Source organism: Pseudomonas sp. LFS044 (genome assembly GCF_047978245.1).
Lineage (GTDB): Bacteria > Pseudomonadota > Gammaproteobacteria > Pseudomonadales > Pseudomonadaceae > Aquipseudomonas.
This window is the reverse complement of sequence record NZ_JBFPFX010000025.1, coordinates 23479-47421: the sequence shown is the minus strand read 5'-3', so window position 1 is coordinate 47421 and position 23943 is coordinate 23479. Positions and strand designations below refer to the sequence as shown.

Below are 23943 nucleotides of genomic sequence, written 5' to 3'. Positions count from 1 at the left end.
TGATGGTCAAGCAATTGCCTGTGATGATCCTGGCCGGCCTGCTGAGCGCTTGCTCCGGCAGCCCGTCCTCGGCCGATGACCCGGCGCAGCCGCCCAAGGGCGGTTGCTACCAGTCCGAGTGGCAGGCCGAAACCGTGCCGGTCATCAGCAAGCGCGTGGGCCCGGAAGGCCTGGAAAAGTATGACGAAGACCACCAGCGCAAGGCGCCAGGCTGCCCTTGAACCGATGCGCTTCGTCGGAGCAGGCAACCAAGCGACCGTTGTGTGGTCATCTAGAGGATATGCAATGAAAGCGCTGATGGCCTTGATGGCCCTGGCGACACTGGCAGGATGCTCGCTGCTGCAGCCGGCGCAACCCGCCCCGGCAGACAACTGGACCCGTTGGGTCTGCGACAGCCAGGCCGATGTGCTGTGGCGCTACGCTGACGCGCAGCAGGATTCGGTCGACGTTCGCCTCGGCGGCGGCGACCAGGTGTACCGGCTCAAGTCCGAGCCGAGCGCGTCGGGCGCGATGTACAGCGATGGCGTGCTGGCCTTCCACACCAAGGGCGATGAAGGCCTGGTGTACTGGGTGGCAACCAACGACCTGATTGGGCGGGGCTGCAAGGCACCGTGACTGGCCGGGCCGCGCTGGTGGCCCACACTACTTGAACAGCAACCGCCCCTGCGGCAGGCTTGCACGAAACAAAACGACGCTTGTCGGGAGAGAGATACACAATGGCACTCATTAGCATGCGCCAGATGCTGGACCACGCCGCCGAGTTCGGTTACGGCGTTCCGGCTTTCAACGTCAACAACCTCGAGCAGATGCGCGCCATCATGGAAGCGGCTGACAAGACCGACTCCCCAGTGATCGTCCAGGCCTCGGCCGGTGCCCGCAAGTACGCTGGCGCGCCGTTCCTGCGCCACCTGATCCTGGCCGCCATCGAAGAATTCCCGCACATCCCGGTGTGCATGCACCAGGACCACGGCACCAGCCCAGACGTCTGCCAACGCTCCATCCAGCTGGGCTTCAGCTCGGTGATGATGGACGGCTCGCTGGGTGAAGACGGCAAGACCCCGACCGACTACGACTATAACGTCCGTGTTACCCAGCAGACCGTTGCCATGGCGCACGCCTGCGGCGTTTCGGTGGAAGGCGAGCTGGGCTGCCTGGGTTCCCTGGAAACCGGCATGGCCGGTGAGGAAGACGGCATCGGCGCCGAAGGCGTGCTGGACCACAGCCAGATGCTGACCGACCCTGAAGAAGCTGCCGACTTCGTCAAAAAGACCCAGGTCGATGCCCTGGCAATCGCCATCGGTACCAGCCACGGTGCCTACAAGTTCACCAAGCCGCCTACCGGTGACGTGCTGGCGATCGACCGCATCAAGGAAATCCACAAGCGCATCCCCAACACTCACCTGGTGATGCACGGTTCGTCCTCGGTACCGCAAGAGTGGCTGGCGATCATCAACCAGTACGGCGGCGACATCAAAGAGACCTACGGCGTACCGGTTGAAGAAATCGTTGAAGGCATCAAGCACGGCGTGCGCAAGGTCAACATCGACACCGACCTGCGCCTGGCCTCCACCGGTGCCATGCGTCGCCTGATGGCGCAGAACCCGAGCGAGTTCGACCCGCGCAAGTTCTTCGGTGAAACCGTCAAAGCCATGCGTGACGTGTGTATCGCCCGTTACGAAGCCTTCGGCACCGCCGGCAATGCCTCCAAGATCAAACCGATCTCCCTGGAAGGCATGTTCCAGCGTTACCTGAAAGGTGAGTTGGCCGCCAAGGTCAACTGATCGTCAGGCAACTACAAGAAACCCGCAGAGATGCGGGTTTTTTTATGCCTGCCGTTCCGGCAAACGACCATTAGTCGGCTACCCTTCATTTTAATCATTGATAGCGTTCTGATTGCATTGCGTGTTACCCCCTCATGACTAGAGTGGTAGTCGGATCCAATTGCAAGTTGAAGTCGGTCATACAAGAGAAAGCAGCATGGATGGCGCTTACCCTGAACCGTTGGACGGCAAGTCAGTTCTCCTGGTGGTAGACGATTACCCCGAGAACCTCATAAGCATGCGAGCCCTGTTGGCCCGCACGGATTGGCAGGTGTTGACCGCAAGCTCAGGTACGCAAGCCTTGAGTGCCTTGCTGGAGCACGATGTCGACCTGGTGCTGCTCGACGTGCAGATGCCGGAAATGGACGGCTTCGAGGTCGCCCGGCTCATGCGTGGCAGCCAGCGTACCCGGCTGACGCCGATCATTTTCCTCACCGCCAACGAACAGTCCGATGCTGCCGTGCTCAAGGGCTACGCCAGCGGCGCGGTGGATTACCTGTTCAAGCCGTTCGACCCGCAAATCCTCAAACCCAAGGTGCAGGCGCAACTGGACCAGCAGCGCAACCGGCGCATGCTGCAGCAGCTGACCCGCGAGCTGGAGGCTGCCAGGGCGTTCAATGCTTCGATCCTGGAAAACGCCGCTGAGGGCATCCTGGTAGTCGATGCCTTCGGTACCATCAGCTTCGCCAACCCGGCTATTTCGCGGCTGCTCGAAGCACCGGTCGAGCAATTGCAAGGTGCTCATCTGCTCGACTTGGTGCAGTTGCCCAATGCCACCCTGTGGAGCGAATCCGACTTTCACCAGGCCTACCAGGCACGGCGAATATCCCGCGTGCATGATGCCCATTTACGCACGGTAGCCGGCCATCTGATGCCAGTAGCGCTTTCCTGCGCCCCGCTGCCTGCCGATCAACAGGCGATGGTGGTGACGGTGCTGGACATGTCGGTGGAGCGCAACCTGCACCAGCAACTCGAGTACCAGGCAGTGACCGACCCGCTCACTGGGCTGTTCAATCGGCGAGGCTTCTATCAGGCCGCGGAAGGGGTACTGCTGCGCAACGAGCGCTCGGACAAGACCCAGGCGCTGATGTACATGGACCTTGATGGTTTCAAGCGGATCAATGACACCCTCGGCCACGAGGCGGGGGACCGGGTATTGCGCTGGGTGGCCGAGCAGCTCAAGGACTGCCTGGGCAGTGAGGCCCTGCTGGCACGCATGGGCGGCGATGAATTCACGGCGTTGTTCGATAACCTGCCGTATCCGGAACAAGCCGGGCGCCATGCCGAGCAGTTGCTCGAGCGCGTGTCGGTGCAGCAGCAGGTAGATGGCATGGACGTCTGCCTGGGCGTGAGTATCGGCATTGCCACCTACCCGGACTGCGGCGCCAATGTCGAAGGCTTGCTGCGTGCTGCCGATGCGGCAATGTATGCGGCCAAACAGGCCGGGCGCCACCAGTACCGCTTTTACGATCAGGAGCTCAATGGCCGGGCACGCTCGCGGCTGATGCTTGAAGACAGCGTGCGCAACGCCGTCGAGGCCCGTGACTTCAGCATGGTGTACCAACCTCAGGTCGCTTTTGCCGACGGCCGTCTGCGTGGCTTCGAGGCCTTGCTGCGCTGGCAGCACCCCAGCGTCGGCGATGTGCCGCCGGGGCTGTTCATCCCGCTGCTGGAAGAGGCCCGGCTGATAAACCGCCTGGCCGGCTGGATCTACCGTCAGGGCGCGGCGCAGCGCCAGGCCTGGTGCGAGCGGTTCGCCCCGGACCTGGTGTTGGGGATCAGCCTGAGCCGCGCGCAGTTCACCATGCCCGGCCTGGTCGATGAGTTGCAGCGGGTGATCCAGGAGTACCAGCTCAACCCCGCGCAATTGGAAGTCGAAGTTGCCGAAACGTCGTTGATGTACAACATCGACACAGCGATCAAGCAGATCCACCGCCTGCGCGAATTGGGCGTGCGCGTGGCGCTGGACGACTTTGGTGCGGGTGACTGCTCGCTGCGTATGCTGCGGGACCTGCCAATCGATACCTTGAAAATCGACCGGCATCTGGTAGCGCGCCTGCCCGATTCGGCGGCAGACGCTGCCTTGGTACGATCCGTCATCGGCCTATGCGCCGACTACAACGTCACGGTCATCGCCGAGGGCGTTGAAACCGCGTCCCAGGCTGCGTGGCTGAAAGCAAACGGTTGCGCCTACGTGCAGGGTTTTTTGGTCGCCTACCCGATGACGGCTGCGGATGCCAGCGGCTTCCCGGCGATTTTTCCCTGGCCGCGGCGTTGATTGGCTAGAATCGCCGTTCGTTACGCCGAATGCAGTGCCATGACCGTATTACGCTATTTGCAAGCCTACCCGCCGCACCTGCAGGAGCAGGTGCAGCAGATGATCGACAGCGACCGCCTGGGTGACTACCTGCAGCGCCGCTACCCTGGCCGCCATGACGTGCAGAGCGACAAGGCGCTGTACGGCTACGCCCAGGAGCTGCGCCAGCAATACCTGCGCAGTGCGCCAAGCCTGGACAAGGTGCTGTTCGACAACCGCCTGGACCTGACCCACCGTGCCCTGGGCCTCAACACTGCGGTGTCGCGGGTGCAGGGCGGCAAGCTCAAGGCGAAGAAGGAAATCCGTATCGCCTCGCTGTTCAAGGACGCGGCACCGCAGTTTTTGCGCATGATCGTGGTGCACGAACTGGCGCACCTGCGCGAGCGCGACCACAGCAAAGCGTTCTACCAGCTCTGTCAGCACATGGAGCCGGATTACCATCAACTGGAATTCGACCTGCGCGTCTACCTGACCTATCGGGAGCTGCCGGGTAACCTGTAAGGATCACGCAGCATGGATGTGAGCAAGACCAAGAGCAGTTTCTATCGCCGCTTGTATGTGGCCTGGTTGATCGACAGCCAGACCGCCACCAGCGTGCCGGCGCTGATGGAAGCCACCGGCATGCCGCGCCGCACGGCCCAGGACACCATTGCTGCATTGGCCGACCTGGACATCGTCTGCGAGTTCGAGCAGCAGGAAGGTGCGCGCAACCATGCCGGGCATTACCGCATTCATGACTGGGGGGCGATCGACAAGCAGTGGATCATCCGGCATCTGCGGCAGATCAGGGACGTGCTCGGTTACCCGTGAGCATCAGCGGATTGTCGAGCGCCACGAACGGGCCAATGCCGCGAAGCTGCCGGGCCAGGCACTAAAACCCTCAGGCCGGTGCACCCTCTTTGATCAAATGCGCCGCCAATGTCCGCAACGGCCCCAGCTGTCGGCAGATCAACGCCAGCTGGGTCTGCACCAGGCGCTGATGTTCATCCAGCTCCTCTGGCATCTGTTCCAGCGCATTGGCCAGGTTCTCTTCGGCGTCACTGTGGATCGCCACCGGCAAGCGCGCCGCCAGGCCGTTGGCGATTTCATCCAGGCTGTTGGCCAGGCTCTGCCCTGCGCCATCGATCAATTGCTCCTGAACTTCGGCCGGCAGCGCGGTATCACGGTGCGCGCCAAGCCCCGAGAGGTAGCTGAGCAAGGTGTGTGACAGCACCAGGAAGCGGAAGCCTACATCTGCCTCCTTACGGAAATGCCCAGGCTCCATGAGCATGTTGGCCAATGTGGTAGACAGCGCGGCGTCGGCGTTGTGGGCGTTGCGCCGGGCCAGGCGGTAGGCGAGGTCGTCGCGCTTGCCGTGGGCGTACTGCTGCATGATCTGGCGCAGGTACACGCTGGCGCAGGCCAGGGTATTGGCCAATGCCTTGTTCAGGCGCCGGCCCTGCCAGTCGGGGAGGAACAGGAACACCGCGAGGATGGCGATCAGGCTGCCCACCAGGGTATCGAACAGCCTCGGCAGGAACAGGCCATAGCCATCGCCGATCTGGTTGAAGCAGAACAGTACCATCAGCGTGATCGCCGCCGTGGCCAGGGTATAGCGGGTGGTGCGGTTGACGAAGAACACCACTCCGGCGACCACGGCGAACAGCGACTGGATGACCGGGTTGGGGAACAGGTCGAACAGCGCCCAGCCCACCGTCAGGCCGATCGCCGTGCCGAACACGCGCTGCACCAGCTTGCGCCGGGTGGCGCCATAGTTCGGCTGGCACACGAAAAGCGTAGTGAGGATGATCCAGTAGCCTTGTGTCGGGTGGATCAGGTGCACCATGCCGTAGCCGATCGACAGCGCCAACGGCAGGCGCAGGGCGTGGCGGAACAGCAGCGAAGTGGGCGTCAACTGTGTGCGCAGGCGGGTCCAGACGTCCTTGAAGTTTCGCGGTGAGCGGTCGAGCAGGCTGCTGTCGCTGGCATCGGCCAGGCTGTCCGGGTTGCTGGCGGCCCCCAGCAGGCGGTCGAGCGTGGCCAGGTTGGCCGCCAGTGCGCGCAGCGAGCGCAGCAGCCCGCGCCACGCCGGGTTGTTCTGGGTGCGCAGGTGCTCCAGCGAGGCGTTGAGGTCTTCGAGGGTGTCGGCGAACCGGCTGTCGAGAACAAAGGGCTGGCGCAGGCGGATCGAGCGCGCCAGGTCCTGGCACGCCGAGCCTTGATGGCGCAGCAGGCGCTGGCAGCGGAACATCACATCGCTGTGGAAGAACGCATCGGCCAAGGCATTGTAGGGGTAGTGCGAGGCACTGACGCGCTCGTGGATATCCTGGGCCAGGAAGTACAGCTTGAGGTAGCGGCTGACCTTGGAGTTGGGCTGGCTGTTACCGACCCGGTGCAAGATGATTTCCTTGGCCGCATTGAGCGCTGCGACCACCTTGCCGTTCTGCTGGGCCAGCTCCAGGCGCCGGGCCTCCAGATCATGGTGGCGAATCGGCTCGAACAGGTTGGCTTTGAGCTTGAGGTAGCGCCCCAGTTCGAAGAACAGCTTGGCCAGGCTCTGCTGCACCGGCTGGTTGGAAAACAGCGCCTGCCACAGCACCGAGAGCAAACCGTACCAGGCTGCACCCGCCACCAGCAGCAGCGGTTCGTGCCAGAAGTCGGTGACCTGGCCGCCGCGTTGGTCCACGCCGATCATGGTGTATACCGCGGTGATCAGCGTGGCGGAGGCGATGGCCCCATAGCGTTCGCCCAGCGCACCCAGCATGGTCAGGCCAAACGCCGCCAACGCCAGTGCGATGGCGAAGACCCACGGGTAGGGGAACAGCAGCTCGACGGCCAGCGCGGCAATGGCGAAGCAGACCAGCGTCACGGCCAGGGCACTGAGGCGCCCTTGCCAGCTGTCGTCGGTCTCGGCCAATGCGCTGGCGATGATGCCCAGGAACAGGGGGATCAGCAGGGCCATCTCGTTCTGGTACCAGCACAGGGCCAGGCTGCCGGTGAGGGCGATGGTTACCCGGATGCTGTAGCTGAACTTGTCTTGGCCCCACAGGCGACGCAGTGACTGACGGAACGAACTCGATGACATGATGGCCTGCTGGCAGTGATCGAATGAATGCATTGCGGCACGGACCAGCAAGAAGCGTTCCGTGCTGCTGAATGGATTCTACTCTACACGAACTGCGCTGCAGCGTTGGCCGATGCCCAGGCCCACTGGAAGTTGAAACCGCCCAGGTGGCCGGTGACGTCCAGTACTTCGCCGATGAAATACAGCCCGGGGCTCTTCAGCGATTCCATGGTCTTGGATGATACCTCGCGGGTATCCACGCCACCCAGGGTCACCTCGGCGGTGCGATAGCCCTCGGTACCGGCCGGTACCAATTGCCAGGCCGACAGTTTGTCGGCGATCTGTGCCAGTTCCGCCGGCGTGTACTGCTTCATGGGTTTGGACTCGAACCACTGCTCGGCCAGCAGGGTGGCCAGCTTGCGGGTGAACACCTCGCCCAGCACGGTCTTCAACTCGGCGTTGGCGCGTTCGAGCTGTTGCTGTTGCAGCCAGGTCAGCGCATCGCGGTCGGGCAGCAGGTTGATCTCGACGGTGTCGCCTGCCTCCCAGAACGATGAGATCTGCAGGATCGCCGGGCCGCTCAGGCCGCGGTGGGTGAACAGCAGGTTCTCGCGGAAGCTGGTGCCGTTGCAGCTGGCAGTGCAGTCCAGCGAGGTGCCCGACAGTTCGGTGCACAGTGCCTTGAGTTGGGGCTCGGTAATGGTGAAAGGCACCAGGCCGGCGCGGGTCGGCAGCAGGGTGTGGCCGAACTGGCGCGCCACCTGGTAACCGAAACCGGTCGCGCCCAGGGTCGGGATCGATAGGCCACCGGTGGCGATCACCAGTGACTGGCAGGCGAACTGGCCGGCGCTGGTTTGCAGCAGGTAACCGGTTTCGGTCTTCTCGATGTGTTCGATGCTGGTCTGCATGCGCAGTTCGGCGCCCGCGTCGTCGCACTCGGCCAGCAGCATGTCGAGGATGTCGCTGGCCTTGTTGTCGCAGAACAGCTGGCCGAGCTTCTTCTCGTGATACGGCACGCCATGCTTAGCCACGAGTTCGATGAAGTCCCACTGGGTGTAGCGGGCCAGGGCCGATTTGCAGAAGTGGGCGTTGTGCGAGAGGAAGTTGGCCGGCTCGGTGTACAGGTTGGTGAAGTTGCAGCGCCCGCCGCCGGACATGAGGATCTTCTTGCCTGGCTTGTTGGCGTGGTCGAGCAGCAGCACCCGGCGGCCACGGCGGGCGCTGAGCTGGGCGCACATCAGGCCGGCGGCGCCGGCGCCGAGGATGATCACGTCGGTGGAGTGCACGGTGTTACCTCATTGCGAGTTCGGGGCCGCTGTACGGCCCATCGCCGGCAAGCCAGCTTCCACGGGCACTGCATAAAGCCTGAGGCCTTGGGTGATCCTGTGGGAGCTGGCTTGCCGGCGATGGACTGCACAGCAGCCCCAAAGAATGTCAGAGAATACGGACTTTCAGGGCGCGGCCCTTGATCTTGCCGCTGTTCAGCCGCTGCATGGCCTGCCTGGCCAGTGCGCGCTCCACGGCAACGAACGCCTGGAAGTCGAAGATCGCGATCTTGCCCACCTGCTTGCCCGGGATGCCGGCATCACCGGTCAGCGCGCCAAGAATGTCGCCAGGGCGCAGCTTGTCCTTGCGGCCAGCGGCAATGCACAGGGTGGTCATGACCGGCAGCAGGGGCTCGCCGCCCTTGTTCTTCAGGCTGTCCAGCTGGTCCCAGCGCAGCGGGCTCTTCTGCAGTGCTTCGATGGCCTGGGCGCGGTGGCCTTCGGCCGGGGCCACCAGGCTGACGGCGATACCCTTTTCGCCGGCGCGGCCGGTACGGCCAACACGGTGCACATGGATTTCGGCATCACGGGCCAGCTCGACGTTGATGACCATGTCCAGGCCGTCGATGTCCAGGCCACGGGCGGCCACGTCAGTGGCCACCAGCACCGAGCTGCTGCGGTTGGCGAACATGGTCAGCACCTGGTCGCGGTCACGCTGCTCCAGGTCGCCATGCAGGGCCTGGGCAACGATGCCCTTGGCCGTCAGGTGAGCGACCACGTCTTCGCACTGTTGCTTGGTGAAGCAGAACGCCACGCACGACTGCGGGCGGTAGTGGCCGAGCACGCGGGTGACGGCCTCCAGGCGGTTCTGCGGGTCGATCTCGATGAAGCGTTGTTCGATCTGGTTGTCGGTGTGCAGGCTCTCGACCTTGACCTGCTGCGGCTTGCGCATGAAGTCGGCGGCCAGTTGCTCGATACCGGATGGATAGGTGGCCGAGAACAGCAGGGTCTGGCGGCGCGACGGGGTCTTGCCGATGATGCTGGCAATGGCGTCGAAGAAGCCCATGTCGAGCATGCGGTCGGCTTCGTCCAGCACCAGGGTGTTGAGCCCGTCGAGTACCAGGGTGCCTTTGTCCAGGTGCTGCTGGATGCGACCGGGGGTGCCGACGATGATGTGCGCGCCGTGCTCCAGCGAGGCGATCTGCGGCCCGAGCGAGACGCCGCCGCACAGGGTCAGGATCTTGATGTTGTCCTCGGCACGTGCCAGGCGGCGCAACTCTTTGGCGACCTGGTCGGCGAGCTCGCGGGTAGGGCACAGCACCAGTGCCTGGCAGCCGAAGTAGCGCGGGTTGATCGGGTTTAGCAGGCCGATGCCGAAAGCGGCGGTCTTGCCGCTGCCGGTCTTGGCCTGGGCAATCAGGTCCTGGCCCCTGAGGATGACGGGCAGGCTCTGGGCCTGGATCGGCGTCATCGCGGCATAGCCGAGGGCGTCCAGGTTGGCCAGCATGGCGGCGGACAGCGGCAAGGTGGCAAAAGCGGTGGTTTCGGTGGTCACGAGGCGGGCCTGCGTTGCGAAGCGAAAAATGCCGCACAGTCTACCAGCCTCATGGCCATTCGCCCTACGACTCCATGTGTTGTTCCGGACGACGGGCACGCCTTCCGTCCGTCGGCGCCAGCTGCAGGAAGATCGCTGCCGCCAGCATGGCCATGACGCCGATGGTCACAAAAGTCAGCTGGAAGGCCCCCAGGGTGGTTTCCACACCGTCGGCGCTGCCGGCTGCGGTAAAGCCGCCGAGCAGTGCGCCGGCGCAGGCCACGCCCAGGCTCAGCGACAGTTGCGCGACCACCGACAGCAGGCTGTTGCCGCTGCTGGCGCTGGCGTCGTCGAGGTCGATCAGGGTCACCGTGTTCATCGCGGTGAACTGCATGGAGTTCACTGCGCCCAGCAGGGCCAGTTGCACCAGCAGCACGGCGTACGGCGTCTGCTCGTCGACCAGGCCGAGGCTGGCCAGCAGCAGGCCCAGCAGCAAGGTGTTGCCGGTCAGCACGATGCGGTAACCAAGCCGCTCGATCAGTGGCCGGGCAATGGATTTAGCCACCATCGCCGCCGCCGCCAGCGGGATCATGCTCATGCCAGCCTGTGCCGGCGAATAGCCCAAGGCGACCTGCAGCAGCAACGGCACCAGGAACGGCAGGGCGCCACTGCCCAGGCGCGCGAACAGGTTGCCGAGGATACCGATGGCAAAGGTGCGCACGCGGAACAGGCTGGGCGAGAACAGCGGTTCCGGGTCACGCCCGGCACGCAGCCAGTAGGCGGCCAGGCAGGCCATGCCGGCGAACAGCAGCAGCATCACCCGCAGGTGCGGCAGGTGCAATTCGCCCAGGCCCTCCATGGCGATGGTGATCAGCACCATCGCTGCGCCAAACAGCAGGAAACCCGGGCCATCGAAGGTGGTGCGCTCGGCCCCGCGCAGGTCGGGGATGAACTTCCACACGGCGTAACAGCCGATGGCACCGACCGGCAGGTTGAGCAGGAAGATCCAGTGCCAGGTCAGGATTTCGACCAGCCAGCCGCCCAAGGTCGGGCCAAGCAGCGGGCCCAGCAGGCCGGGGATGGTGATGAAACTCATGATTCGCACCAGCTCGGTCCGCGGATAGGCGCGCAATACCACCAGCCGCCCGACCGGCAGCATCAGCGCACCGCCCAGCCCCTGCACGATGCGGGCGAGTATCAGAAAGCCCAGGCTGTTGGCCATGGCACACAGCAAGGAGCCGAAGCTGAACAGCAGGATGGCGCTGAAGAAGATGCGCTTGGTGCCGAAGCGGTCGGCGATCCACCCAGAGGCAGGGATCAGCAAGGCCACGGTGAGCATGTAGGCGATGATCACGCCCTGCATGCGCAGCGGGTCTTCTTCCAGCGAGCGAGCCATGGCCGGCAGGGCAGTGTTGAGGATGGTGCCGTCCAGGGACTGCATGAAAAAAGCGATGGCCACCACCCACGGGATCCAGCGGGCGGTGACGGGGTCGAGCGGGGTGCGTTCGGGCATGACGTCCTCGTTTGTCAGTACCGGCCGCTTCGCGGGGCAAGCTCGCAGCTATGCGCGAATCCGAACTTGCCCGCGAAGAGGCCTGCAATTCCAATCACAATGTCAGGGTAAGCCCTTTGACCAGAGCTCCCGGCAAATGACTCGACCCGGTACTGCGCTGTCCATACGTACTGGTTGAAAGGATCATCTCGCGTTCACGGGTAAGGTCTTCGAGTTGGCTGCCCAGCAAGCTGTACAGGCTGTCATCGAAGCGCATGGTGCTCACCGGCCCCTTGATTTCACCGCCCTCTACCCAGAAGGTGGCAAAGCGCGTCAGCCCGGTCATCCGCGCGGCCGGCAGGTCGGAGTAGTTCAGGTACCACAGGTTGCTGATGTACAGGCCTGTGCCCAGCCGTTGCAGGATCTCTTCAGGCGCCAGGGTGCCCGGTGCAAGGCTCAGGGCACAGGGGGATTCATGGCTGTCTGCGCCATTGGCAAGCAACTCGAACTCGACGGCGCTGCGCGCGCTGACCAGCCTGTCCACAGCCTGCCCGTGCTGGATCAGCGGTACGTCCAGGCGTGGCGAACCTTCATCGGAAAATGCCGGGCTCAGCGAGCCGCTGATTTGCTCAGCGAAGCTGACCAACGGGCTCAGCCGTGCATCGCCGCTGTACAGCCGCTGCAGTGCGCTGTTGCCGGTGGCCAGCGCCTGTGCCGAGAAGCCGCCCCAGCACAGCATGCCGGCGATTTCGTCCATGGCGGCAGGTGCCAGGTAGGCGCGGTAGCTGCCGGGCTTGAGCGTAACCGCCGGGCGGCCGAGGAAGCCCAGTTGCTCGCGGGCCTGGCGCAGCCGTGCGGTAAAGTCCTTGGCGCTCCACAGCTGGCCGGCATAGTTGGCCTTCACGGCCTGGCCATTGCTGTGGAACAGGCTCCAGTCGAAGTTGAAACTGTTGGCCTGGTGCCAGCCGAAGGCGCCATAGGAACTGGCGAAGCCCCGGCAGACCGGGCCTGCGGCATAGATACCGACCAGGTCCAGGTCGCCGGCTTCGCGGTCGAGCAGTTCCAGTACTTCGCTCAGCTCTGGAAGCGCCTGTTGCTGCAGGCTGTAGCTGCGCCATGGGTTTTCGTCCAGGCGTAGGTAAGGGTCAACGGCCAACAGCGGCAGGGTTTGACGCAGCTGTTCCAGCGCCTCGCGCAGGCGCTGATGGTCCAGTCCGGCATCGCCGCTCAACGTGACCAGCTGTTCTGCCTGGCGCCCATCGCGGATCAGCCGCAGTTGCGCGCTGGCCTGGCTGACCTCGCCGGCCTGGCGCACCTTGGCGTGGTTGAATCGCACGAACTGCGACTGTTCGGCGCTGTAGCCGAGGGTGAATTGCTCTTCGGCTTGCCGTGCATCGTGCAGGGCGTTGACCAATTGCTCGAAAGACTGCTGTGCTGTGGCGCTCATCAGGCGTCCCCTCCGAATACGTCGATCTGGCGGAACACGCAGGCCGGTGCGGCGTGGCCGACCCGTACCACCTGGTTGGGCTCGCCTTTGCCGCAGTTGGGGGTGCCCAGTACCTGGAAGGTGCTGCGGTCGCCGACCGCCGCAAGGTTGCGCCAGAACTGCGCGGAGATGCCGCGGTAGTTGGGGTTCTTGACGATGCCCTTGAGCTCGCCGTCCTCGATCAGTTGGCCCCACTCGCAGCCGAACTGGAACTTGTTGCGCGCATCGTCGATGGACCATGAACGGTTGGTGCGCATCAGGATGCCGTGCTCGATGCCCTCGATCAGTTGCTCAAGGGTTTGCTCGCCCGGCTCGATGTTGAGGTTGGCCATGCGGTCGATCGGGGCGCGGTTCCAGCCACAGGCCCGGCTGTTGGCCACACCGTCGAGGCCCGAACGGTATTGCGACAACGCGCCGCCCAGCGGCCGCAGCAGCAGGCCCTCACGGATCAGGAACTGCTTGCTGGCCTGGCTGCCGTCATCGTCGTAGCTGTAGCTGGCAAGCTCTTCGGCGATGGTCGGGTCGAAGGTGACGTTGAGCAGTGGCGAGCCGTACTGCAAATGGCCGAAGTCGCTGGCTTTGACGAAGCTGGTGCCGGCGTAGTTGCGCTCGTCGCCGAGGATGCGGTCCATCTCCAGCGGGTGGCCGATGGATTCGTGGATCTGCAGCATCATCTGGTCGGGCATCAGCAGCAGGTCACGCTGGCCACTGGGTGTATTGGGTGCCATCAGTAGTTGCAGCGCTTCGTCGGCGACCCGGCGAGCGGCACCGACCAGGCCGCAGCGTTCGATGATCTCGAAGCCACCCTGCTGGCCGAAGTTGTCACGGCCCAGGCTGCGGCTCTGGCTGTCCTGGCCGTCGCTGGCGGTTACGCCCAGGCCCGGGAACAGGAAGCGCTGCGCGTGGCGTAGTTCGGCGCCGGCGGAGTTCAGGTAGGTCTGTTCGACCAGGCTCTGGCTCAGGCTGGCCTGCCAGTCCACCAGGCGGCTGTCCTTGGGCACGCTGGCCGACTCGGCAGCGAGCAGGCCGAGGCAGTCGGCGAGGGTGGGTAACGGGCGGTCGAAGTTCGGCGAGACATGGTCGTGGCGGGCGTTGGTCACGGGTTGGTCGCGCAGGTCGAGCAAGCTGTGCCTGGCAATCTGCCGGGCCAGTGCCTCGGCGTGTTCCAGCGCACGTTGCAGGCCTTGCTGGGACAGGTCGGCCGTGGCGGCGTAAGCCTCCACGCCCTGCACCCGCACTGTCAGCATGGCGCCTTCATCCTGGCTGAAGAAGGGCGGCTCGGCCACATTGCGCCTTACCGAAAGCGCTTGGTGCGACTGTTTGACATGGCGCAGGGAAAACAACTCGGCCGTGCTGCGCAGCGCGGCAAAGCGCTGGCGCAGCAGGGCGCTGGAATCGAACATGGGAAAACCTCCGCGTGCACGGTGGCTCCCCCTAGAACCACCCGTCTTGCATGGCCAGGCAGGTATCGTCGCGTGCCTCGAGCAATGCCAGGTCATTATGGCAGCCCGGTACTTCCCAGGTCAGGAAATAACGTGCGGCCTGCAACTTGCCCCGGTAGAAGTCGCGATCTGCGGCATTGCCCTTGAGCAGGCCGAGTTCGGCGTGTATCGCTTGTTCCAGCCAGCGCCAGCCGATCACGCAGTGGCCGAAGGCCTTGAGGTACAGGGCTGAATTGGCAAGGGCGCCGGCGACTTTGCCTTCTGCCAGGTCGCCCAGCAGGGCCAGGGTCACGCCCTGCAGGCGGTTTACCAGATGCTCCAGCGGCTGGCGCATGGCATCCAGGCCCGGGTGATGGCTGGCGCGTTCGGCGGTATTGGCGATCAGGCGGATCAGTTGCTTCAGGCCTGCGCCGTTGTTTTGCGCCAGTTTGCGGCCCAGCAGGTCGAGTGACTGGATGCCCTCTGTGCCTTCGTGGATCGGGTTCAGGCGGTTGTCGCGGTAGTGCTGCTCCACCGGGTATTCCCGCGTGTAGCCGTGGCCACCGAGGATCTGGATTGCCAGTTCGTTGGCCTTGAGGCAGAAGGTGGATGGCCAGGATTTGACGATGGGCGTCAGCAGGTCGAGCAGTTCCTGGGCCTGCTGGCGGGCGGATTCGCTGGCTGCCGTGTGGGTGTCGTCGAATAGCCGTGCGGCGTACAAGCCCAGGTCGAAAGCGCCTTCTACGTAGGCCTTCTGGGCGAGCAGCATGCGCCTGACGTCGGTGTGGCTGATGATTGGCACCGCAGGGCTGTGCGGGTCCTTGTTCTCCGCCAGCCGGCCCTGCGGCCGCTGGCGGGCGTACTCCAACGAATACAGGTAGCCGGCGTACCCCAGCATCACTGCGCCCATGCCGACGCCGATGCGTGCCTCGTTCATCATCTGGAACATGCAGGCCAGGCCCTGGTGCGGCCGGCCGACCAGATAGCCGACGCACGGGCCGTTGTCGCCGAAGTTCAGTGCCGTTGAGGTGGTGCCGCGCCAGCCCATCTTGTGGAACAGCCCGGCCAACAGCACGTCGTTGCGATCGCCGCGGCTGCCGTCCGGGTTGACCCGGTACTTGGGCACGATGAACAGCGAAATACCCTTCACCCCAGGTGGTGCATCCGGCAACTTGGCCAGGACCATGTGCACGATGTTTTCCGACAGTTCGTGGTCGCCGCCGGAGATGAAAATCTTGTTGCCCTTGATCCGGTAGCTGCCATCCGCCGCAGGCTCGGCACGGGTGCGGATATCGGCCAGCGACGAGCCGGCATGGGGTTCGGTCAGCGCCATGGTGCCGAAATAGCGGCCGTCGATCATCGGTTGCAGGAACAAACGCTTCTGTTCGTCGCTGCCGAAACTTTCGATCAGGTTGGCCGCGCCCATGGTCAGGAACGGGTAGGCCGTAGTGCCGGCGTTGGCGGCCTGAAAGTGGGCAAAGCAGGCTTGCGAGACCAGGCTGGGCAACTGCATGCCGCCGACCTCGAAGTCGCGGTTGGCGTTGAGGAAGCCCGCCTCGAGGAAGGCATCGACCGCAGGTTTCACCTCGGCGATCAGCTCGGCGCGGCCGTCCACGTAGCGCGGCTCGTTTTCGTCGGCCTTGCGGTTGTGCGGGGCGAAGTACTTTTCGGCGATGGTGCGGGCGGTGGTCAGCGCGGCATCGAACGTTTCGCGGCTGTGCTCGGCGAAGCGCGGGCGCTGGGTCAGGGCCTCGGCGTCGAGCACCTCATAGAGTTCGAAGGCGAGGTTGCGGGGGCTGAGCAGGGTCTCGGGCATGGCGGCGGTCCTTGAACGGGCTTGGGGCGAGTCTAGGGCCGCACTTAGGGCGTGGGACAGTTTTATAGGTTTGGGTGATATGGGTTTAGAAGGTGGCGGGGCTGGTAGGTGCTCGCCATGAAGTATTTGGTGTTCATGAGATCGAGCGCCGCCCGCGCGGCGCATCGCGGGCAAGCCCGCTCCTACATTTGTTGCAACGTGCCGTTCCAGTTAGGCCATGGTTGTCAGCCTTGGCGCATGGCTAAAGACTTGCAAGGCGGCGGTAGCGCCAGCCGAAATATCGCGCCGTGCCAACAAGGCTGACGACTATGGCCTATCAGGCCATGGCACGTTGCAACAAATGTAGGAGCGGGCTTGCCCGCGATGCGCCGCGCGGGCGGCGCTCGATCTCCGCCGCGCTGCAAAACTCAAGACAGGCACCTGGCCACCCAGCCTCAATTTCGAGACAGGCACAAAAAAGGAGAGCCGAAGCTCTCCTTTGTCGTTACCTCAGCCTAATCAGCCAATGGTCATCAAGCTGGCATTACCCCCAGCCGCAGCGGTATTCACACTCACCGCCCGCTCGATCACCAGCCGCTCCAGGGCAATCTGATGGTCGCCGCTGGACAGCCCGTGCACGCCAACGATCGCACCGGCCCGCTTGGCCACCTGTTGGCAAACGCCGCGCAGCTGGTCCGAGTCGCCATGGTGGATCACGGCGTCGAATGCCACCTCATCCTTGTTCCAGTCAGCCACCAGCTTGACCTTGGCCTGCAGCTCCTTCGGCAGGCGGCCGCGCAGCGACTTGCCTGGCTCGCCGTCCACCCACACTGCCGAGCTACCGACCGCCACTACAGCGGCAAACTGTGCCAGCAGGTCAGCCTCGTTGTCCGCCAGGCACAGCACGTGCTCGCGCGGCAGGATGGTGTAGCTGTTGCGCTCGCCGGTCGGCCCTGGCAGCAGACGGGCGATGCCGCTTTGCGACTGGCTGGCGAACTGGGTGCACAGTGCGGCCAGGTCGGCCTGTTGATTGCTCTCGGCCCAGGCCTTGAGGCTGTGCAGCGGCTTGATCAGCTGTTCGTGCAGGGTGCGGTCCGGCTTGCCGTCGCCATCCTGCTGCTGGAAGTGACGGCCAATGGCGTCGGCCGGGCGGGTCGACAACAGGCGGTACAGGTAGAGCGGGCCGCCCGCTTTCGGGCCAGTGCCGGACAAGCCTTCACCGCCGAACGGCTGCACGCCCACCACAGCGCCAACGATGTTGCGGTTGACGTACATATTGCCGGCGTTGGCATTCTCCACCACTTTGGCAATGGTCTCGTCGATGCGGGTGTGCACGCCGAGGGTCAGACCGTAGCCGGAGTTGTTGATCTGCTCGATCAGCTGGTCAAGGTTGCGGCGGTTGTAGCGCACCACGTGCAGTACCGGGCCGAAAATCTCGCGCTTGAGCTCGTCAAAGCTGTCCAGCTCGATCAGGGTCGGCATGACGAAGGTGCCGCGCTTGACCTCGGCCGTATCGGCGATGGCGACCTGATAGACCGCGCGGCCTTTCTCGCGCATGGCCTGAATGTGCTTGTCGATGCCCGCCTTGGCTTCGGCATCGATCACCGGGCCGATATCCACGGCCAGGCGGTCCGGGTTGCCCAGGCGGCTTTCGGCCATGGCACCCTTGAGCATCTCGATCACGCGGTCGGCGGAATCTTCCTGCAGGCACAGCACACGCAGCGCCGAGCAGCGTTGGCCAGCGCTGTCGAAGGCCGAAGACACCACATCGATCACCACCTGTTCGGTCAGTGCCGAGGAGTCGACGATCATCGCGTTCTGGCCGCCGGTTTCGGCGATCAGCGGGATCGGGCGGCCCTGGTTGTCCAGGCGGCCGGCGACGTTGCGTTGCAGCAGGCGGGCGACTTCGGTGGAACCCGTGAACATCACGCCCTTGACCCGCTCGTCACCGACAAGGCCGGCGCCGACGGTTTCGCCGCGACCTGGCAGCAGTTGCAGCACACCTTCTGGGATGCCGGCTTCGAGCAGCAGGCGCACGGCCTGGGCAGCGATCAGTGGGGTCTGTTCAGCAGGTTTGGCCAGCACCGGGTTGCCGGCAGCCAGGGCTGCGGCCACCTGGCCGGTGAAGATTGCCAGCGGGAAGTTCCACGGGCTGATGCACACTACCGGGCCCAATGGACGGTGGGCGTCGTTGCTGAAGTCGTTGCGTGCCTGCACCGCGTAGTAGCGCAGGAAGTCCACGGCCTCGCGCACTTCGGCGATGGCGTTGGCGAACGTCTTGCCCGCTTCGCGGATCAGCAGGCCCATCAGCGGTTGGATCTCGGCCTCCATCAGGTCGGCGGTGCGCTCGAGAATCGCGGCACGCTCGGCTGGCGGGGTGGCCTGCCAGATCGGTGCGGCGTTGAGCGCGCACTGGATGGCGTTGTCGACGTCGGCAACGGTGGCTTCTTGAACATGGCCGACCACATCGCGGTGGTCTGATGGGTTCAGCACCGGCGCTGCTGCGGCTTCGCTGGCGGCGCAGGCCAGCAACGGGGTGGCCTTCCAGTCGTTGTGCGCGGTGGCCAGCATGGCGCAGGACAGCGAGGCCAGGCGGTGTTCGTTGGCCATGTCGATGCCGGCCGAGTTGGCCCGCTCGCTGCCATACAGCTCGCGCGGCAACGGGATGCGTGGGTGTGGCAGGCCGAGGTTGCCTTCCTGGGTGCCCATGCGCTCGATGCTTGCTACCGGGTCGGCGACCAGTTCCTGGATGGAAATGGAGTGGTCGGCAATGCGGTTGACGAACGAGGTGTTGGCGCCGTTCTCCAGCAGGCGGCGGACCAGGTAGGCCAGCAGGGTTTCGTGGGTGCCGACCGGCGCATACACGCGGCACGGGCGGTTCAGCTTGCCCTCGGAGATCTTGCCGACCACTTGTTCGTACAGCGGCTCGCCCATGCCGTGCAGGCACTGGAACTCGTACTGCCCTGGGTAATAGTTCTGACCCGCGATGTGGTAGATGGCCGACAGGGTGTGGGCGTTGTGCGTGGCGAACTGCGGGTAGATGGCTTCGGGTACGGCCAGCAGCTTGCGTGCACAGGCAACGTAGGAAACGTCGGTGTACACCTTGCGGGTATAGACCGGGTAGCCTTCCAGGCCTTCGACCTGGGCGCGCTTGATCTCGCTGTCCCAGTAGGCGCCTTTCACCAGGCGGATCATCAGGCGGTGGCGGCTGCGCTTGGCCAGGTCGATAACGTAGTCGATCACGTACGGGCAGCGCTTCTGGTAGGCCTGGATCACGAAACCGATGCCGTTCCAGCCTGCCAGCGAAGGCTCGAAGCACAGGCGCTCGAGCAGGTCGAGCGACAGCTCCAGGCGGTCAGCTTCTTCAGCGTCGATGTTCAGGCCGATGTCGTATTGCTTGGCCAGCAGGGTCAGCGACAATAGGCGCGGGTACAGTTCTTCCATGACGCGCTCGTACTGCGCGCGGCTGTAGCGGGGGTGCAGCGCCGACAGCTTGATCGAGATACCCGGGCCCTCATAGATGCCGCGGCCATGCGACGCTTTGCCGATCGAATGAATCGCCTGCTCGTAGGAGGCCAGGTACTTCTGTGCGTCGTGCTCGGTCAGTGCGGCTTCGCCGAGCATGTCGTAGGAATAGCGGAAGCCCTTGGATTCGAAACGGCTGGCATTGGCCAGTGCTTCGGCAATCGTTTCACCGGTAACGAACTGCTCGCCCATCAGGCGCATGGCCATGTCGACGCCCTTGCGGATCATCGGCTCGCCGCTCTTGCCGATGATGCGGGTAAGCGAAGAGGTAAGGCCAGATTCGTTGTGGGTAGAGACCAGCTTGCCGGTCAGCAGCAGGCCCCAGGTGGCAGCGTTGACGAACAGCGACGGGCTGTTGCCCAGGTGCGGCTGCCAGTTGCCGGTGCTGATCTTGTCGCGGATCAGCGCGTCGCGGGTGCCTTTGTCGGGGATGCGCAGCAGGGCTTCGGCCAGGCACATCAGCGCCACGCCTTCCTGGGACGACAACGAGAATTCCTGCAGCAGGCCCTGAACGATGCCAGCGCGGCCGCCAGCGCTCTTCTGGTTGCGCAGCTTTTCAGCAATGCTGGCGGCCATCTTGTTGGTCGCCTCGGCCAGTGGTGCGCTCAGGCGCGCCTGCTCCAGCAGCATCGGAACCACCTCCTGCTCGGGGCGGCGGTAGGCGGCGGTGATGGCTGAGCGCAGCACGGACTGCGGCAGGATGCTCTCGGCGAACTCCAGGAAGCACTGGTGAGCGTGGTCGGGCGTTACTTCACCCGCATCATCGCCCAGGCTGCTGGCATGACCGTTGAGTTCGGTCAGGGTAGCACCACCCTCGAGCTTCTCCAGGTAATTGAAGATCGCTTGCTTGATCAACCAGTGAGGTGTGCGGTCAATGGACTGCGCAGCTGCTTTGAGTCGCTCACGGGTTGGGTCATCGAGTTTGACCCCAAGGGTGGTCGTCGCCATTTCTTATCCTCTTTATTGCCACGGCTGTGGCCTTAGCTGGCGCCAAGAGTAGCTGTAGGACAATTCAGGTGCAACCAGGTGCAACCCGTTTTTTTCGTCGAAAAGGTGCAACTCGTCTGGCGAAAATTCCTACATCAAATAAAGGATTGTTTACGGTGCATTTTCGTCTGAAAAAAGCGTTTTTTGCTCCAAAAAGGAGCAAGAACAAGGCATTAGCTGAAATTGCACGAGCGGGTGCAACTTGCAAATGAAAAATGGTTGCACCCAGTTTGCGTTGTTGCATAGGATTCGCCGCCTGGGTGCAACCGCCTCATTGCGGTTGTGCATGAGATAAAAACAAACGCCAGGGCACACGCATGGGCAATCCACTGACGATCACTTTCGTGATCTACATCGCGGCAATGGTGCTGATCGGCTTCGCCGCCTATCGCTCCACCAAAAACCTTTCTGACTACATCCTCGGCGGGCGCAGCCTGGGCAGCGTGGTGACCGCGCTTTCTGCCGGTGCTTCCGACATGAGCGGTTGGCTGCTGATGGGCCTGCCGGGCGCCATCTACTTCTCCGGCCTTTCCGAAGCCTGGATCGCCATCGGCCTCACCGTCGGCGCTTACCTGAACTGGCTGTTCGTCGCTGGCCGGCTGCGCGTGCAGACCGAACACAACGGCGATGCACTGACCCTGCCGGACTACTTTGCCAGCCGTTTTGAAGACAAGAGCGGCCTGCTGCGGATCATCTCGGCCGTCGTCATCCTGGTGTTTTTCACCATTTACTGTGCTTCGGGCATCGTTGCCGGTGCGCGCCTGTTCGAAAGCACCTTCGACATGCCGTATGAGACCGCACTGTGGGCCGGCGCCGCCGCGACCATCGCCTACACCTTCGTGGGTGGCTTCCTGGCCGTGAGCTGGACCGACACCGTGCAAGCCTCGCTGATGATCTTCGCGCTGATCCTGACGCCGATCATCGTGCTGATCTCCACGGGTGGCTTCGACACGACCTTCCTGGCCATCGAGGCGCAGAACCCTGCCAACTTCGACATGCTCAAGGGTGCAACTTTCATCGGCATCATCTCGCTGATGGGCTGGGGCCTCGGTTACTTCGGTCAGCCGCACATCCTGGCGCGCTTCATGGCCGCCGATTCGGTCAAGTCGATCGCCAAGGCTCGTCGCATCTCCATGACCTGGATGATCCTGTGCCTGGCCGGCACCTGCGCCGTGGGCTTCTTCGGCATCGCCTACTTCTCCGCGCACCCTGACCTGGCGGGCCCTGTTACCGAGAACCATGAGCGTGTGTTCATCGAACTGGCGAAAATCCTGTTCAACCCGTGGATTGCCGGTGTGCTGCTGTCGGCCATTCTGGCGGCGGTGATGAGTACGCTGAGCTGCCAGCTGCTGGTCTGCTCCAGTGCGCTGACCGAAGACTTCTACAAGGCTTTCCTGCGCAAGAATGCTTCGCAGGGCGAGCTGGTATGGGTCGGCCGTCTGATGGTGTTGGCTGTGGCGCTGATCGCCATTGCCATGGCTGCCAACCCTGAAAACCGCGTGCTGGGCCTGGTGGCCTACGCCTGGGCTGGTTTCGGTGCTGCCTTTGGCCCAGTGGTGTTGATTTCGGTGCTGTGGAAGGGCATGACCCGTAACGGCGCGCTGGCGGGTATCGTGGTTGGCGCCCTGACCGTGATCCTGTGGAAGCAGATCGACACCTGGGGCCTGTACGAAATCATACCGGGCTTCCTGCTTGCCAGCATTGCCATCCTCGTGGTCAGCAAGCTGGGCAGCCCGTCGCAGGCGATGGTGCAGCGCTTCGAGACTGCTGATGCGGCGTATCACGCTGACAAGTAGTGCCGATTGATTTGCGGTAACCGATACCGCTGACAGCACAAAGCCCGAACGGGTTACCGTTCGGGCTTTGCGTAGAGCTGTTACAGCGTGAAGTGAAGCCGAGTAGCTTCGAATGCCTTGTCTACCCTAGGTTTGATCAATGCTTCGTACTCTCCGGCTTTGCAGTTGTCTAGCGTGAGCACCCACGTGTCATTGCCAGTGCCCGGGACCACCATGTTATCGACGCTGCCATCTGGCCTCTTCAATTCGAGGTAGGCGGTATATTCCGCGTTGGTGATGCCCAGTGTGCCGGTGAGCTTGGGTACGGACGTGGTTCTATCGAGATTTATAGAGGCCTTCATGCTATGTACTCCTGGTGTGTGAAGGCATGAGTGTCAGGCCTGGTAGTGTGCGGGAGTAGCTGGAACTCGTTCCATTTTTGCCTTCAGGCCTGTCTTCGGGTGGCCCGCCGAGCTGCTGTCGACCGCCGCACCTGACTCCGTCTGCGTGACAAGGTAAACTTGCGGCACCCGCAGGAGTTGCCATGAACTATCGTCACGCCTTCCACGCCGGCAATCACGCCGACGTTCTCAAACACATCGTGCTGACCCGCCTCATCGCCCTGATGTCGCGCAAGGAGCAGCCGTTCGCCTACATAGACACCCACGCCGGCCTTGGTCTGTACGACCTGCAGGGCGATCAGGCGACCCGTACCGGTGAATACCTCGAAGGTGTTGCACGCTTGTGGAATCGCGATGATGTCCCGGCGATGGCTGCCGACTACCTGCGTGTCATCAAGCGCCTGAATGCCGATGGCGAATTGCGCTACTACCCTGGTTCGCCAGAACTGGCGCGCCGCCTGATGCGTCAGCAGGACCGGGCGTTGCTCAACGAGAAGCACCCTGAAGACGGGCCGCTGCTTAAAGAGAACATGAAAAAAGACCCGCGCGTGGTGGTGCACCTGGGTGAGGGTTGGCATGTGCCGCGGGCGTTGCTCCCGGTGCAGGAAAAACGCGCAATCATGCTGATCGACCCGCCATTCGAGCAGGCTGACGAGCTCAAGCGCTGCACCAGCTCGTTGAAAGAGGCGATTGGCCGCATGCGTCAGACCGTTGCTGCCATCTGGTACCCGATCAAGGACCAGCGCTCGCTCACCCGTTTCTACCAAGACCTCACCAGCACCGGCGCGCCGAAGCTGCTGCGGGTCGAGTTGTACGTGCACCACCAGGACAGCCCGCAGGGGCTGAACGGCTCTGGCCTGGCCATTGCCAACCCGCCGTGGGGCCTGGAAGAGGAGCTCAGGGAGCTGCTGCCTTGGCTGGCCAAGGAGCTGGCGCAGACCGCTGGCAGCTACCGGATGGACTGGCTGATCGCCGAATAAGCCACTGCCGCACCCCTGCAGATTTGCCGCACCGCCGCCCCCACAAGGGGCGGTGTGTCTTTCTCGTTTGCGTTATAATCCCGCCTTTTAGCCGCCACCCGC

18 protein-coding genes are annotated in these 23943 nt (G+C 63.7%); 9 read left to right on the top strand and 9 right to left on the bottom strand.

Annotation, left to right across the window (positions count from 1 at the left end; all coding sequences use genetic code 11):
• The first annotated feature begins 2 nt into the window (after nucleotides 1–2).
• The 6 genes from ACNQPL_RS19845 (at nucleotide 3) to ACNQPL_RS19820 (ending at nucleotide 4947) form a co-directional block, all read left to right on the top strand.
• A complete protein-coding gene (locus ACNQPL_RS19845) occupies nucleotides 3–221 on the top strand; it encodes a hypothetical protein (RefSeq protein ID WP_346615388.1) in 219 nt (72 codons plus the stop codon).
• Between the two features lie 64 nt (nucleotides 222–285).
• Complete coding sequence (locus ACNQPL_RS19840) at nucleotides 286–615, top strand: MliC family protein (RefSeq protein ID WP_346615387.1); 330 nt, start codon at nucleotides 286–288, stop codon at nucleotides 613–615.
• Nucleotides 616–716: 101 nt separating this feature from the next.
• Complete coding sequence (gene fba / locus ACNQPL_RS19835; RefSeq protein ID WP_346615386.1) at nucleotides 717–1781, top strand: class II fructose-bisphosphate aldolase; 1065 nt, start codon at nucleotides 717–719, stop codon at nucleotides 1779–1781.
• 196 nt (nucleotides 1782–1977) lie between these two features.
• Entirely contained in the window at nucleotides 1978–4098 is a 2121-nt protein-coding gene (locus tag ACNQPL_RS19830) for a putative bifunctional diguanylate cyclase/phosphodiesterase (RefSeq protein ID WP_346615385.1), read from the top strand.
• Nucleotides 4099–4137: 39 nt separating this feature from the next.
• Entirely contained in the window at nucleotides 4138–4638 is a 501-nt protein-coding gene (locus ACNQPL_RS19825) for a M48 family metallopeptidase (RefSeq protein ID WP_346615384.1), read from the top strand.
• 12 nt (nucleotides 4639–4650) lie between these two features.
• Nucleotides 4651–4947, top strand: coding sequence for a winged helix-turn-helix domain-containing protein (locus ACNQPL_RS19820; RefSeq protein ID WP_346615383.1), 297 nt, complete (start codon nucleotides 4651–4653; stop codon nucleotides 4945–4947).
• Between the two features lie 70 nt (nucleotides 4948–5017).
• Here ACNQPL_RS19820 and yccS read toward each other — a convergent pair whose 3' ends face one another.
• From yccS to putA, 8 genes are all read right to left on the bottom strand, one after another.
• Nucleotides 5018–7201, bottom strand: coding sequence for a YccS family putative transporter (yccS, locus tag ACNQPL_RS19815; RefSeq protein ID WP_416467662.1), 2184 nt, complete (start codon nucleotides 7199–7201; stop codon nucleotides 5018–5020).
• Between the two features lie 83 nt (nucleotides 7202–7284).
• A complete protein-coding gene (locus tag ACNQPL_RS19810) occupies nucleotides 7285–8466 on the bottom strand; it encodes an NAD(P)/FAD-dependent oxidoreductase (protein WP_416467661.1) in 1182 nt (393 codons plus the stop codon).
• Nucleotides 8467–8614: 148 nt separating this feature from the next.
• Nucleotides 8615–9952 carry an ATP-dependent RNA helicase DbpA gene (dbpA, locus tag ACNQPL_RS19805; RefSeq protein WP_416467679.1) on the bottom strand — a complete coding sequence of 446 codons (1338 nt, stop codon included), beginning with the start codon at nucleotides 9950–9952 and terminating at the stop codon, nucleotides 8615–8617.
• A gap of 112 nt (nucleotides 9953–10064) precedes the next feature.
• Nucleotides 10065–11492 carry a multidrug transporter subunit MdtD gene (mdtD, locus tag ACNQPL_RS19800; protein WP_346615381.1) on the bottom strand — a complete coding sequence of 476 codons (1428 nt, stop codon included), beginning with the start codon at nucleotides 11490–11492 and terminating at the stop codon, nucleotides 10065–10067.
• A 94-nt stretch (nucleotides 11493–11586) separates the two neighbouring features.
• Nucleotides 11587–12918, bottom strand: a complete 1332-nt coding sequence (locus ACNQPL_RS19795) for a TldD/PmbA family protein (protein WP_416467660.1) — start codon at nucleotides 12916–12918, stop codon at nucleotides 11587–11589.
• On the bottom strand, nucleotides 12918–14360 hold the full coding sequence (locus ACNQPL_RS19790; protein WP_416467659.1) for a TldD/PmbA family protein: 1443 nt from the start codon (nucleotides 14358–14360) through the stop codon (nucleotides 12918–12920). The genes ACNQPL_RS19795 and ACNQPL_RS19790 overlap by 1 nt, the downstream gene beginning before the upstream one ends.
• Nucleotides 14361–14391: 31 nt before the next feature.
• Nucleotides 14392–16194, bottom strand: coding sequence for an acyl-CoA dehydrogenase (locus ACNQPL_RS19785; protein WP_416467658.1), 1803 nt, complete (start codon nucleotides 16192–16194; stop codon nucleotides 14392–14394).
• A gap of 498 nt (nucleotides 16195–16692) precedes the next feature.
• Nucleotides 16693–20646: a trifunctional transcriptional regulator/proline dehydrogenase/L-glutamate gamma-semialdehyde dehydrogenase gene (putA, locus tag ACNQPL_RS19780; RefSeq protein WP_346615377.1), complete on the bottom strand. Its 3954-nt coding sequence runs from the start codon at nucleotides 20644–20646 to the stop codon at nucleotides 16693–16695.
• A 68-nt stretch (nucleotides 20647–20714) separates the two neighbouring features.
• On the opposite strand from putA, the gene ACNQPL_RS19775 reads away from it, so the two are divergent.
• Nucleotides 20715–20897, top strand: coding sequence for a hypothetical protein (locus ACNQPL_RS19775; RefSeq protein WP_416467657.1), 183 nt, complete (start codon nucleotides 20715–20717; stop codon nucleotides 20895–20897).
• A 105-nt stretch (nucleotides 20898–21002) separates the two neighbouring features.
• On the top strand, nucleotides 21003–22481 hold the full coding sequence (gene putP, locus ACNQPL_RS19770) for a sodium/proline symporter PutP (RefSeq protein WP_416467656.1): 1479 nt from the start codon (nucleotides 21003–21005) through the stop codon (nucleotides 22479–22481).
• A gap of 80 nt (nucleotides 22482–22561) precedes the next feature.
• On the opposite strand, the gene ACNQPL_RS19765 is transcribed toward putP, so the two are convergent.
• On the bottom strand, nucleotides 22562–22822 hold the full coding sequence (locus ACNQPL_RS19765) for a hypothetical protein (RefSeq protein ID WP_416467655.1): 261 nt from the start codon (nucleotides 22820–22822) through the stop codon (nucleotides 22562–22564).
• Nucleotides 22823–23004: 182 nt separating this feature from the next.
• On the opposite strand from ACNQPL_RS19765, the gene ACNQPL_RS19760 reads away from it, so the two are divergent.
• Nucleotides 23005–23841 (top strand): 23S rRNA (adenine(2030)-N(6))-methyltransferase RlmJ, encoded by an 837-nt coding sequence (locus tag ACNQPL_RS19760; protein ID WP_416467654.1) that lies wholly within the window; start codon nucleotides 23005–23007, stop codon nucleotides 23839–23841.
• Nucleotides 23842–23943 lie beyond the last annotated feature (102 nt).